The sequence below is a fragment of the Mesorhizobium sp. RIZ17 genome, assembly GCF_051127865.1.
Taxonomy (GTDB): domain Bacteria; phylum Pseudomonadota; class Alphaproteobacteria; order Rhizobiales; family Rhizobiaceae; genus Mesorhizobium; species Mesorhizobium humile.
In genome coordinates, this window is record NZ_CP147861.1 from 2,136,495 (window position 1) to 2,148,929 (window position 12,435).

Genomic DNA, 12,435 nt, shown 5'->3' on the forward strand with positions numbered 1-12,435 from the left:
AAAGAGTTAGAGCGATTTGCCGTTTCCGTGAAACGGCGAAGCGCTCTAGCGCTTGAACTGGATTGATCGTCGACCCCAGATATCGGGTTGGCCGGTTCGTGCTTCCAATTAAACCTCAATCATGACCCATAAGGAGGCCTTATGCCCGATCTCAGCTCTCCGCAGCTTGCGCCGCTGCCGCCACTGCAGGCGATCCGGGTGTTCGAAGCGGTGGCAAGGCACCTGTCGTTCACCAAGGCGGCGCAGGAATTGGGCATGACCCAGGCGGCTGCCAGCTACCAGATCAAGCTGCTCGAGGAGCGCATTGGCGCGCCACTGTTCCTGCGTCGTCCACGGCAGATCGAGTTGACCGAGCCCGGCCAGCGCCTGGCGCCTGCCGTCAGCGAGGCCTTCGCCATCCTGGGCCAGGCCTATGCCGCGGCGCGCGGCGGCGCCGACGGCCTGCTCTGCGTCACCACCGTGCTGACCTTCGCCTCGAACTGGCTGGCGCAGCATCTGGGCTCGTTCCAGATCGCCCATCCGGCACTTGCCGTGCGGCTCGACACGTCGAGCCGCCTGACCGATTTCGCGCGCGAGGATGTCGATCTCGCCATCCGCTCGGGCGGCGGCAAATGGCCGGGCCTCGAGGCGCACAAGCTGCTCGACGCCGATTTCACCCCGATGCTTAGCCCCAAGCTCGCGGCGAGCATCGGCGGCGTCAACGAACCGGCGGATCTGCTGCGATTGCCGATCCTCGACCCCGGCGACATCTGGTGGACGCAATGGTTCGAGGCCGCCGGCGTGAGCGGGCATGATCTCGCCAAACGGCCGGGCTCAAGCATGGGCGCGCAGGCCTATGAGGCGAACGCGGCGATGGCTGGCCATGGCGTGGCGATCCTGACCAGGGCCCTGTTCAAGAACGAGATCGCCGACGGCCGCCTGGTCCAGCCCTTCGATCTGGTTGGCGACGACGGCCATGCCTATTGGCTGGTCTATCCGACGGCACGCCGCAACGTGCCGAAGATCCGCGCTTTCCGCGACTGGATCCTGGCCGAGATCGCCTGCCCTTAAGCCGACTGCCCGTACCTTCCACCGCCAAAGTGACCGGCCGCGTCGCCGGGCAGGGTCACGTAGCGTCATTTCTGCTGCGTTGCAGCATAGATTCAGGGTTGACATAAATCACGGCAGGTGAGTAATTGCTCAAAGCCAAGGCAAATGCTCATCTTGGTTTATGGGAGGAATTTGATGAAACTTCGCACGCTCACCCTGGGCCTGTTGTCGGCAAGCGCTCTCGCTTTCGCCGCGCACGCCGAATCCATCACCATCGCCACCGTCAACAATGGCGACATGGTCCGCATGCAGAAGCTGACGGACGACTTCACCAAGGCCAACCCCGACATCCAGCTCAACTGGGTCACGCTTGAAGAGAACGTGCTGCGCGAGCGCGTCACCACCGACATCGCCACCAAGGGCGGCCAGTACGACGTCATGACCATCGGCACCTACGAGGTTCCGATCTGGGCCAAGCAGAGCTGGCTGCTGCCGCTCGACAAGCTCGGCGACGACTACGACGTCAAGGACATCATCCCGGCCATTGCCGGCGGCCTTTCGGTCGACGGCAAGCTCTATGCCGCGCCCTTCTACGGCGAAAGCTCCTTCGTCATGTACCGCAAGGACCTGATGGAGAAGGCGGGCCTCAAGATGCCCGACGCGCCGACCTGGGACTTCATCAAGCAGGCCGCCGACAAGATGACCGATCGCGCCAACGGCGTGAACGGCGTGTGCCTGCGCGGCAAGGCCGGCTGGGGCGAGAACATGGCTTTCCTGACCGCCATGTCGAACTCCTTCGGCGCGCGCTGGTTCGACGAGAACTGGAAGCCGCAGTTCGACCAGCCCGAGTGGAAGAAGACGCTGCAGTTCTATGTCGACCTGATGAAGGCCGACGGCCCGGAAGGCGCTTCGTCCAACGGCTTCAACGAGAACCTGGCGCTCTTCCAGCAGGGCAAGTGCGGCATGTGGATCGACGCCACCGTCGCCGCGTCCTTCGTCTCCGATCCGAAGGCCTCGAAGGTAGCCGACAAGGTCGGCTATGCGCTGGCGCCCGACAATGGTCTTGGCAAGCGCGGCAACTGGCTGTGGGCATGGTCGCTGGCGGTCCCCGCCGGCACCCAGAAGGCCGCCGCCGCCGAGAAGTTCGTCTCCTGGGCAACCAGCAAGCATTATGCCGAGCTGGTCGCTTCGAAGGAAGGCTGGGCCAACGTTCCTCCGGGCACGCGCTCCTCGCTCTACGCCAATCCGGAGTACCAGAAGGCAGCGCCTTTCGCGAAGATGACGCTGGACTCCATCAACGCCGCCGACCCGACGCATCCGACCGTCAAGCCGGTGCCCTATGTCGGCGTGCAGTTCGTCGCCATTCCTGAATTCCAGGGCCTCGGCACCACCGTCGGCCAGCTCTTCTCGGCCGCCCTTGCCGGCCAGTCGAGCGTCGACGATGCGCTGAAGCAGGCCCAGGACGCAGCCACCGCGGCGATGACCGAAGGCGGCTACATCAAGTAAGGCTCCTCCCGGTGCCGAACGCCGGTCGCGCATCATGACCGGCAGGTGGCCGCCCGAAACCCAGTTCGGGCGGCCACTTCTCAAAACCAGGAAAATTCTGGCACAACTCTTAATCCGGCTGACCTTGGGAGGGTGACCGTCATGGCTACTCAGCAAACCCGTTCGCTTGCGCGCTTCATGATGGCGCCATCGGTGATCCTGCTGTTTGTCTGGATGATCGTGCCGCTCGTCTTCACGCTGTGGTTCTCGTTCCAGCAGTACAATCCGCTGAACCCGATCCGTGACGGCTTCGTCGGTTTCTCCAACTACGCGCTGTTCTACTCCAACCCGGCCTTCCTCTCCTCGATCCTCAACACGCTGACCATCGTCGTCAGCGTGCTGGTCATCACCGTTGTCGGCGGCATCCTTCTGGCGATGCTGCTCGACCAGCCGATCTGGGGCCAGGGCATCGTGCGCATCCTGGTTATCTCGCCGTTCTTCGTCATGCCGCCGGTCGCGGCCCTTGTCTGGAAGAACATGATCATGCACCCGCAATACGGCGTCTTCGCCGATATCGCGCGCTTCTTCGGCGCCGAGCCGATCGACTGGTTCGGCCAGCATCCGCTGACCGCCATCATCCTCATCGTCGCCTGGCAGTGGCTGCCCTTCGCGACGCTGATCCTGCTCACTTCCTTGCAGTCGCTCGACGGCGAGCAGAAGGAAGCGGCCGAGATGGACGGCGCCGGCTTCCTCAGCCGCTTCTGGTATCTGACGCTGCCGCACATGTCGCGGGCGATCACCGTCGTCATCCTGATCCAGACGATCTTCCTGCTCTCGGTCTATGCCGAGATCCTGGTCACCACCAATGGCGGCCCGGGCTACGCCTCCACCAATCTGCCCTTCCTCGTCTACCAGAAGGCGCTGCTGGAGTTCAAAATCGGTCAGGCATCCGCCGGTGGCGTGATCGCCGTCATTCTGGCCAACATCGTTGCCTTCTTCGCCATGCGCGCCGTCGGCAAGAACCTGGACAAATAAGGGAGGACAAGATGGCCCGCGCAGTCACCACCCAGCACAAGACCATCGCCACGGCCGCGGCCTGGATCGTCGCCCTGCTGATCTTCTTTCCGATCCTTTATACGATCATCACCTCGTTCAAGTCGGAGCAGGAGGCGATCCAGGGCTTCAACCTGATCCCCTCCGGGACCTTCGAGAGCTATTCCGAGGTGCAGGCGCAGAGCGGCTACTTCAAGTTCTTTTTCAATTCTGTGCTGCTCTCGGTCGGCTCGACCATTCTGGCCTTGCTGGTCGCGATCCCGGCGGCATGGTCGATGGCTTTCTCGCCGACCAAGCGCACCAAGGACATCCTGATGTGGATGCTGTCCACCAAGATGATGCCGGCGGTCGCGGTGCTTTTCCCGATCTACCTGATCTTCCGCGACACCGGCCTGCTCGACAGCCGCATCGGCCTGATGGTCATGCTGATGCTGATCAACCTGCCGATCGTGGTCTGGATGCTCTACACCTATTTCCGCGAGATACCGGGCGAGATCCTGGAAGCGGCGCGCATGGACGGCGCCTCGCTGTGGAACGAGATCATCTATGTGCTGACGCCGATGGCTGTTCCCGGCATCGCCTCGACCATGCTCTTGAACATCATCCTGGCCTGGAACGAGGCGTTCTGGACCATCCGGCTCACCACCACCAATGCCGCGCCGCTCACCGCCTTCATCAGCTCTTTCTCCAGTCCGCAAGGCCTGTTCTGGGCCAAGCTCTCCGCGGCCTCGACGCTGGCGATCGCGCCGATCCTGATCATGGGCTGGTTCAGCCAGAAGCAGTTGGTGCGCGGCCTGACCTTTGGCGCCGTGAAGTAAGAGCGCCCAAGCGGCGGACGACGAAGACCATCCCCGGGAGGAAACCATGGGAAACATCACGCTCAAGAACGTCTCCAAGTCCTTCGGGTCGACGGTGATCATTCCGAACATCGACCTCAACATCGAGGACGGCGAGTTCGTCGTGTTCGTCGGCCCATCGGGTTGCGGCAAGTCCACGCTGCTCAGGCTGATCGCCGGGCTCGAGGATACCAGCGGCGGCACCATCTCGATCGATGGCCGTGACGTCACCCGCGAGGCGCCGGCCAAGCGCAAGCTTGCCATGGTGTTCCAGTCCTACGCGCTCTATCCGCACATGACGGTCGCCAAGAACATCGCCTTCCCATTGAAGATGGCCGGCGAGGACCAGGCGACCATCGACAAGAAGGTGAAGGACGCCGCGCGCGTGCTCAACCTCACCAACTACCTCGAGCGCCGCCCCGGCCAGCTCTCCGGCGGCCAGCGCCAGCGCGTCGCCATCGGCCGCGCCATCGTGCGACAGCCCTCGGCCTTCCTGTTCGACGAGCCGCTGTCCAACCTCGACGCGGCTCTGCGCGGCACCATGCGGCTGGAGATCAGCGAGCTGCACCATCAGCTGAAGACGACGATGATCTACGTCACCCACGACCAGGTCGAAGCCATGACCATGGCTGACAAGATCGTCGTGCTCAACGCCGGCAACATCGAGCAGGTCGGCTCGCCGATGGAACTCTACAAGACGCCGAAGAACCTCTTCGTCGCCGGCTTCATCGGCTCGCCCAAGATGAACCTCATCGAAGGCGCGCCGGCAGACAAATACGGCGCCAAGACCATCGGCATCCGGCCCGAACACTTGAACATCTCGACCACGGCCGGCGACTGGAAGGCGACGGTGGGCGTTGCCGAGCATCTTGGCTCCGACACTTTCCTGCATGTCCAGACCGACGGCATCGGCACGATCAATGTCCGCGCCGACGGCGAGGTCGCGGTGAAGCACGGCGACACCGTCTACCTGACCCCCGACAAGACCAAGCTGCATCGCTTCGGCGCCGACGGCAAGGCGCTGGCCCAGTGACGACGGCAAAGTGAGGACGGGACAGTGAGGTTGAAAGGCAAATCGGCGCTGATCACTGGATCGGCGCGCGGCATCGGCAGGGCTTTCGCCGAGGCCTATGCGCGCGAAGGCGCGACGGTGGCGATTGCCGACATCGACCTCAAAGCGGCGGAAGCGACGGCGAAAGCGATCGGTCCACAAGCTTACGCTGTCCAACTCGACGTGACCGATCAGTCTTCGATCGAGGCGGCGGTGAAGGCGGTCGAAGCGAAGACCGGTGGGCTCGACGTGCTGGTCAACAACGCCGCGATCTTCGATCTCGCGCCGATCGTCGAGATCACCAAGGCAAGCTACGAAAAGCTGTTCTCCGTCAACGTTGCCGGCACGCTGTTCATGCTGCAGGCGGCGGCCCGTTCGATGATCGCGCGCGGCAAGGGCGGCAGGATCATCAACATGGCGAGCCAGGCCGGCCGCCGCGGCGAGCCATTGGTCGCGGTCTATTGCGCCACCAAGGCCGCCGTCATTTCGCTGACGCAGTCGGCGGGTCTCGACCTCATCAAGCATCGCATCAACGTCAACGGCATCGCGCCCGGCGTCGTCGACAGCGACATGTGGGACCAGGTCGATGCGCTGTTCGCCAAATACGAGAACCGCCCGAAGGGCGAGAAGAAGCGCCTGGTCGGCGAAGGCGTTCCCTACGGCCGCATGGGCAAGCCGGAAGATCTCGCCGGCATGGCGGTTTTCCTCGCCAGCGACGAGGCCGAATACATTGTCGCCCAGACCTACAATGTCGATGGCGGCCAATGGATGAGTTGACGGGGATGGGTTGAGGGGGGAGGCGCTTCTCTTCTTCCTCCGGAGAAGACGCCGCGGGGCAGGTGAGGGGCAGCATACTGGAACACCGGGTGTTGCCCCTCATCCTCGCTCTCCCGAAGGAGGCGTTAACAGTCGGGCTGCAGATCGGCCAAAGGGTGAATGAGATGACCGTGAAACTCTCCTCCTCGAACCTCGCCAGGCTGCCGGCCAAGGTCGCCGGCCCGAAATATGACCGCTCCGTCCTGAAGGCCGGCATCGTCCATTTTGGCGTCGGCAACTTCCACCGCTCGCACCAGGCGGTCTACCTCGACGACCTGTTCGGCACCGGCGAGGGCCATGACTGGGCGCTGATCGGCGCCGGCGTGTTCGAAGGCGAGAAGATCGGCCGTTCCAAGCTGCAGGAACAGGACTGGCTGACCACCGTCGTCGAGCAGGACCAGGGTCATATGAGCGCCCGTGTCACCGGCGCCATGATCGATTTCCTGACGCCCGGCGATGCCGCTGCGATCATCGAGCGGCTTGCCGATCCGGCGATCAAGATCGTGTCGCTGACCATCACCGAAGGCGGCTATTTCATCGACCCGGCCTCCGGCAAGTTCAACCCGGCTCATCCCGACATCGTCGCCGACGCGCAGCCTGGGGCCGTGCCGAAGACCGTCTTCGGCATCATCCTTGCCGGGCTGCTGCGCCGGCGCGCCGACGGCATCGTGCCGTTCACCGTCATGTCCTGCGACAACATCCCCCATAACGGCCACGTCACCTCCGACGGCGTCATCGGCCTAGCCCGGCTGATCGACGAGGACCTCGCCAAATGGGTGGAAGACAAGGTCGCCTTCCCGAACGGCATGGTCGACCGCATCACGCCGGCCACCAGCGACCGTGAGCGCAAGATCCTCGCCGACGATTTCGGGCTGGAGGACAACTGGCCGGTGTTCTGCGAGCCGTTCAAGCAATGGGTGCTGGAGGACCATTTCACCGCCGGCCGCCCGGCGCTGGAAAAGGTCGGCGTGCAATTCGTCAAGGATGTCTCGCCCTACGAATTGATGAAGATCCGCATCCTCAACGGCGGTCATGCCACCATCGCCTATCCTGCCGGGCTGATGGACATCCATTTCGTCCATGAAGGCATGCAGGAGCCGCTGGTGCGCGCCTTCCTGTCGAAGCTCGAGCATGACGAGATCATTCCGACCGTGCCGCCGGTGCCTAACACCGACCTGGAGGATTATTACCAGCTCATCGAGCGCCGCTTCTCCAACCCCAAGATCGGCGACACCATCCGCCGGCTCTGCCTCGACGGCTCCAATCGCCAGCCGAAATTCATCATCCCGACGATCGCCGACCGGCTGAAGGCGGGTGAGGGCGTCGCCGGTCTCGCGCTGGAATCGGCTTTGTGGTGCCGCTACTGCTTCGGCACCACCGACAGCGGCGCCGTCATCGAGCCGAATGATCCCAGCTGGGATCGCATGCAGGCCACCGCGAAGGCGGCGAAGGGCGATCCGAAGGCCTGGCTGGCGATGGAGGACATCTATGGTGATGTCGGCCGCTCGCCCGTCTTCGCCGAGGCCTTCGCCCATGCCTTGAAGGCGCTGTGGGCGAACGGCGCGCGCGAAACCCTGACGCGCTATCTCGCCGGCAAGCTCTAGAGCGTGATCCCAAAAAGTGGGAACCGGTTTTCGGCAAAGATCACGCTCCGACAAAAAGTTGGATCAGGATGACGATCCAACGAAGCGTTATCCTGATCTAACCGCGCTGGAAGCAACGCCGCGATGACGCCTGAGCTGGTCATCTTCGACTGTGACGGCGTGCTGGTCGACAGCGAGGCGCTTTCGGTCTCGGCGCTGCTTGGCATGATCGAGCTCGCCGGCGGCACGGTCAGCGAGGACGCCGCCTACGAGCATTTCCTCGGCAAGAGCATGAAGAGCGTGCGCGAGATCCTCGGCCAAGAGTTCGGGCTGGAGATCAACGACCAGCATCTGACCGCCATGCGCGTCGACCTGATGCGCAAATTCCGCGAGGAGTTGAAGCCGATCCCGGGCGTCAAGGAGGTGCTGCCGAAGCTCGGCCTGCCTTGCTGCGTCGCCTCGTCCGGCACGCTGGAGCGCATCCGCTACGCGCTCGACGTCACCGGCCTGCTCCCCTTGCTGGAGCCGCATCTGTTCAGCGCCAGCATGGTCGAGCGCGGCAAGCCGGCGCCCGACCTGTTCCTGCACGCCGCCGCCAGCATGCGGGCGCATCCGCGCGCGTGCCTGGTGATCGAGGACAGTCCCGCCGGCGTTGCCGCCGCCCGCGCGGCGGGCATGCGCGTCCTCGCTTTCACCGGCGGCTCGCATGCCTCCAATCCCGCCCTCAAAGCGCGGCTTGCGTCGACGGAACCGGACTTTATATTCGCTGACATGCTGCAATTGCCCGATCTGATTGCAGGCCTGGGAGCGAGAGTAAAAGCATCTTGACGAAAAGTTTCGTTTGCGCGGTCGATGTCGGCACCGGGAGCGCTCGCGCGGGCATTCTCGACTCCGAGGGCAACCTGCTCGGCCGCGCCGATCATCCGATCGCCATGCATCAGCCCAAGCCCGATCATGCCGAGCATGATTCGGAAGATATCTGGTCGGCGGTGTGCAAATCCGTGCGGTCCGCCCTGCAGAAATCCGGCGTCGCCGCCGGCGATCTCGCCGGCATCTCCTTCGACGCGACCTGCTCGCTGGTCGCGCGCGACAGACAAGGCGACCAGATCAGCGTCTCGGTCAGCGGCGAGAAGCGCTGGGACACGATGGTTTGGCTCGATCACCGTGCCATCGCCGAGGCCGACGAATGCACGACGAGCGGCCACGCCGTTCTCGATTACATCGGCGGCGTGATGTCGCCCGAGATGGAAACGCCGAAGCTGATGTGGCTGAAGCGTCATCTGCCGAAGACATGGAATGAAGCCGGCTATCTGTTCGACCTTGCCGATTTCCTGACCTGGAAGGCATCGGGCTCGCTCGCCCGTTCGCAATGCACGCTGACGGCGAAGTGGACCTATCTCGCCCACGAGGAAAAAAGCTGGCGGCACGATTTCTTCGAGCTGGTCGGCCTCGGCGATCTTTTCGAGCACGGCAATCTGCCGGAAAAGGCAAGCCCGGTCGGCGCCGATATCGGACCGCTGACGGCGAAAGCCGCCGCCGCGCTCGGCCTGACCGAGAAATGCCGCGTGGGCGCCGGCGTCATCGATGCCTATGCCGGCGCGCTCGGCGTTTTGGGCGGCTTTGCCGGCGACGAGAAGGACATCAGCCGGCATCTGGCGCTCATTGCCGGCACATCGTCCTGCGTCATGGCGATGTCGCTCGACCCGCAGCCCTTCGCCGGCGTCTGGGGTCCCTATTACGGCGCGGCCTTGCCGACGCTGTGGCTCTCGGAAGGCGGCCAGTCGGCCACCGGCGCGCTGCTCGACCATATCATCCGCTGGCATGGCGCCGGCGGCGAGCCGGACGCGGCCATGCACATGAAGATCGCCCGGCGTGTCGCCGAGCTGCGCGCCGAGGATGGCGATGCGCTTGCTGCAAGGCTGCATGTGCTGCCGGATTTCCACGGCAACCGTTCGCCGCTCGCCGACCCGCACGCGGTCGGCGTCATCAGCGGCCTGACGCTCGACGCCTCCTTCGACAGCCTGTGCAAGCTCTACTGGCGCACCGCCGTCGGCATCGCGCTCGGCGTGCGCCATGTGCTCGAGGCGCTGAACGAGAACGGCTATCTGATCGACACGCTGCATGTCACCGGCGGCCACACCAAGAACCCGCTTTTGATGGAGCTCTATGCCGACGCAACCGGCTGCACGGTGGTCGAGCCGCTGGCCGACGAGGCGGTGCTGCTCGGCACCGGCATGGTGGCGGCGACCGCCGCCGGGCTCTATCGCGACCTCAACGCGGCCTGCGTCGCCATGCAGCAGGGCGGCAAGACCCGCGCGCCCAACAAGGAAGCCGGCGCCCGCTTCGACCGCGACTACCGGATCTTCCTCGAAATGCACCGCCAGCGGCAGATGCTCGACGCGATCGGGTAGAGCGCTTCCAGCGACGCTCTGGCCGTCTTATTGTCGGCGCAGCGACTTGCCGGTCTCGGCGGCGAACAGATGGATGCTGTCCTCGTCAAACGTGTAGCGGACAGGCGCGCTCTGCTCAGGGCATTCGCGGGCCGGCACCAGTGCGCTGATCTCCTTGCCACCGGAGCCGAACGTCACCAGCGCGTCATTGCCATGGAACTCGATGAGGTCGGCGGTGCCTTGCAACAGGTTTCCTGTGCCGGCTTCCGCCGTCTTCAGATCCGGGGGCCGGATACCGAGCACCACGCGATCGCCATGCTGCAGATGGAAGTCGCCGCCTTGCAGCGATAGCACCGTCCCGGCGCCGGTCAGCGTCCAGCCATCGCCCTTCCGGCCGACCATGGCCTCGATGAAATTCATGTTCGGCGTGCCGATGAAGCCGGCGACGAACAGATTGCCGGGACGGCGATAGATCTCCGCCGGCGAGCCGATCTGCTCGATCACGCCGTCCTTCAGAAGCACGATGCGGTCGGCCAGCGTCATCGCCTCGAGCTGGTCATGCGTGACATAGACGGTTGTCGTCTTCAGCGACTGGTGCAGCCTGGCGATCTCGACCCGCATATGGTTGCGCAGCTTGGCGTCGAGGTTGGACAGCGGCTCGTCGAAGAGAAAAACTTTCGGCGTCTTGATCATGGCGCGCGCGATCGCCACGCGCTGCTGCTGGCCGCCGGAAAGCTCGGTCGGCTTGCGGCCGAGATAGGGTTCGAGGCCAAGCGTCTTCGCGACGGCTTCGACGCGCTTCTTGATTTCGGCCGCCGGCACCTTCTGCCGCTTCAGTCCGAAGGCGACATTGTCGAAAATCGTCATATGCGGATAGAGCGCATAGTTCTGGAACACCATGGCGATGCCGCGGTCACCGGGATCGAGATCGTTCACCACCTTGCCGCCGATCGACACCTCGCCGCCGCTGATGTCTTCCAGACCCGCCAGCATCCGCAGAAGCGTGGACTTGCCGCAGCCGGAGGGCCCTAGGAACACGACGAATTCATGCTCCTCGATCGCGAGGTTGAGGTCGCGGATGACGGACGTGGCGCCATAGGCCTTGTCGACATGGGAGCAGGTGATCGCGGACATCCCTTAATCCTTCTCGCCGGTCAGCAGGATCTGCAGCTTCACGTCCTGCGGCTGGCCTTGCGCGGCGCGCTCGAACGCCTTGATGCTCTCGGAAAAATCATAGGTGCCGGTGATCAGCGGCTTGAGGTCGACCTTGCCGGAGGCGATCAACTGCAGGGCACGATCGAAGATGTTGGCGTAGCGGAACACGGTCTCGATGCGCACTTCCTTGGAGATCGCCGCCGGCACATTGAGCTCGACCGTTTCCACCGGCAGCCCGACCAGCACCACCGCGCCGCCCGGCCGCACGATGTCGAACAGATTGGCGAAGGCCTTCGGGCTGCCGCTCGCCTCGAACACGATGTCGGCGCCCCAATTGTCGGTCGCCGACCGCACCGCCTCGACCAGGGACTGCTCGCCGATATTGACCGGCACGATGCCGGTATACTGTGCGGCGATCTCCAATTTGGGGGTGGAAAAATCGGAGATCAGAACCTTGGAGCACCCGCCCGCCAGCGCCGCGAGCGCGATCATGATGCCGATCGGGCCGCAGCCGACGACGACGGCGACATCGCCCGGCACGATGCGGGCGCGCGCCGCCGCCTGCATGCCGATGGCGAAGGGCTCGACCATCGCGCCTTCGGCAAACGAGACATTGTCCGGCAGTTTGTAGGTGAAGGCCGCGGGGTGCACGGCGTAGGGCGCGAGCACTCCATGCACCGGCGGCGTCGCCCAGAAGCGGACGTCCGGATCGACATTGTAGATGCCGAGCTTCGTCGCGCGTGACGAAAGGTTAGGCACGCCGGGTTCCATGCAGACGCGGTCGCCAACCTTCAGGCTCGTGACATTGGCGCCGACCTCGACGATCGTGCCCGACGCCTCATGGCCGAGCACCATGGGCTGGCGCACGATATAGCTGCCGATGGCGCCATGCGTGTAGTAGTGCACGTCGCTGCCGCAGACGCCGACCGTATGGATGGCGATCCTGACGTCGTCCGGCCCGACATCTTGCGGCAACGCGATCTCGCGCAGCGACAGTTCGCCTTTTTTCTCAAGCACCAGTGCTCGCATCGGGATAA

At 64.2% G+C, this 12,435-nt stretch carries 11 protein-coding genes; 9 read left to right on the forward strand and 2 right to left on the reverse strand.

The window, feature by feature from the left end:
* Nucleotides 1–141: 141 nt before the first annotated feature.
* The 9 genes from gcvA to WDX12_RS10640 all read left to right on the forward strand — a co-directional run bounded on the left by gcvA (nucleotide 142) and on the right by WDX12_RS10640 (nucleotide 10,264).
* On the forward strand, nucleotides 142–1,050 hold the full coding sequence (gene gcvA, locus WDX12_RS10600; RefSeq protein WP_434724827.1) for a transcriptional regulator GcvA: 909 nt from the start codon (nucleotides 142–144) through the stop codon (nucleotides 1,048–1,050).
* Nucleotides 1,051–1,224: 174 nt separating this feature from the next.
* Nucleotides 1,225–2,535, forward strand: a complete 1,311-nt coding sequence (locus tag WDX12_RS10605) for an ABC transporter substrate-binding protein (protein ID WP_320294072.1) — start codon at nucleotides 1,225–1,227, stop codon at nucleotides 2,533–2,535.
* 141 nt (nucleotides 2,536–2,676) lie between these two features.
* Nucleotides 2,677–3,549 (forward strand): carbohydrate ABC transporter permease, encoded by an 873-nt coding sequence (locus tag WDX12_RS10610; RefSeq protein ID WP_320294073.1) that lies wholly within the window; start codon nucleotides 2,677–2,679, stop codon nucleotides 3,547–3,549.
* An 11-nt stretch (nucleotides 3,550–3,560) separates the two neighbouring features.
* Entirely contained in the window at nucleotides 3,561–4,385 is an 825-nt protein-coding gene (locus tag WDX12_RS10615; RefSeq protein WP_434724828.1) for a carbohydrate ABC transporter permease, read from the forward strand.
* Nucleotides 4,386–4,431: 46 nt separating this feature from the next.
* Nucleotides 4,432–5,436: an ABC transporter ATP-binding protein gene (locus tag WDX12_RS10620; RefSeq protein ID WP_320294075.1), complete on the forward strand. Its 1,005-nt coding sequence runs from the start codon at nucleotides 4,432–4,434 to the stop codon at nucleotides 5,434–5,436.
* Nucleotides 5,437–5,460: 24 nt separating this feature from the next.
* The gene (locus WDX12_RS10625; protein WP_320294076.1) at nucleotides 5,461–6,231 is read left to right on the forward strand and encodes an L-iditol 2-dehydrogenase; all 771 of its coding nucleotides are present in this window, start codon (nucleotides 5,461–5,463) and stop codon (nucleotides 6,229–6,231) included.
* 164 nt (nucleotides 6,232–6,395) lie between these two features.
* On the forward strand, nucleotides 6,396–7,874 hold the full coding sequence (locus WDX12_RS10630) for a mannitol dehydrogenase family protein (RefSeq protein ID WP_434724829.1): 1,479 nt from the start codon (nucleotides 6,396–6,398) through the stop codon (nucleotides 7,872–7,874).
* A gap of 123 nt (nucleotides 7,875–7,997) precedes the next feature.
* Nucleotides 7,998–8,681, forward strand: a complete 684-nt coding sequence (locus WDX12_RS10635; protein ID WP_320294078.1) for an HAD family hydrolase — start codon at nucleotides 7,998–8,000, stop codon at nucleotides 8,679–8,681.
* The gene (locus WDX12_RS10640; RefSeq protein ID WP_434724830.1) at nucleotides 8,678–10,264 is read left to right on the forward strand and encodes an FGGY-family carbohydrate kinase; all 1,587 of its coding nucleotides are present in this window, start codon (nucleotides 8,678–8,680) and stop codon (nucleotides 10,262–10,264) included. Before WDX12_RS10635 ends, WDX12_RS10640 begins: the two co-directional genes overlap by 4 nt.
* 27 nt (nucleotides 10,265–10,291) lie before the next feature.
* On the opposite strand, the gene WDX12_RS10645 is transcribed toward WDX12_RS10640, so the two are convergent.
* Nucleotides 10,292–11,377, reverse strand: coding sequence for an ABC transporter ATP-binding protein (locus tag WDX12_RS10645; RefSeq protein ID WP_320294080.1), 1,086 nt, complete (start codon nucleotides 11,375–11,377; stop codon nucleotides 10,292–10,294).
* 3 nt (nucleotides 11,378–11,380) lie between these two features.
* A complete protein-coding gene (locus WDX12_RS10650; protein WP_434725608.1) occupies nucleotides 11,381–12,427 on the reverse strand; it encodes an NAD(P)-dependent alcohol dehydrogenase in 1,047 nt (348 codons plus the stop codon).
* Nucleotides 12,428–12,435: the final 8 nt, after the last annotated feature.

What these genes read in the sequence shown, in the direction of transcription:
- gcvA (WP_434724827.1), top strand. Translation starts at nt 142, where the DNA reads ATGCCCGATCTCAGCTCTCCGCAGCTTGCGCCGCTGCCGCCACTGCAG.
- WDX12_RS10605 (WP_320294072.1), top strand. Translation starts at nt 1,225, where the DNA reads ATGAAACTTCGCACGCTCACCCTGGGCCTGTTGTCGGCAAGCGCTCTC.
- WDX12_RS10610 (WP_320294073.1), top strand. Translation starts at nt 2,677, where the DNA reads ATGGCTACTCAGCAAACCCGTTCGCTTGCGCGCTTCATGATGGCGCCA.
- WDX12_RS10615 (WP_434724828.1), top strand. Translation starts at nt 3,561, where the DNA reads ATGGCCCGCGCAGTCACCACCCAGCACAAGACCATCGCCACGGCCGCG.
- WDX12_RS10620 (WP_320294075.1), top strand. Translation starts at nt 4,432, where the DNA reads ATGGGAAACATCACGCTCAAGAACGTCTCCAAGTCCTTCGGGTCGACG.
- WDX12_RS10630 (WP_434724829.1), top strand. Translation starts at nt 6,396, where the DNA reads ATGACCGTGAAACTCTCCTCCTCGAACCTCGCCAGGCTGCCGGCCAAG.
- WDX12_RS10635 (WP_320294078.1), top strand. Translation starts at nt 7,998, where the DNA reads ATGACGCCTGAGCTGGTCATCTTCGACTGTGACGGCGTGCTGGTCGAC.
- WDX12_RS10645 (WP_320294080.1), bottom strand. Translation starts at nt 11,377, where the DNA reads ATGTCCGCGATCACCTGCTCCCATGTCGACAAGGCCTATGGCGCCACG.
- WDX12_RS10650 (WP_434725608.1), bottom strand. Translation starts at nt 12,427, where the DNA reads ATGCGAGCACTGGTGCTTGAGAAAAAAGGCGAACTGTCGCTGCGCGAG.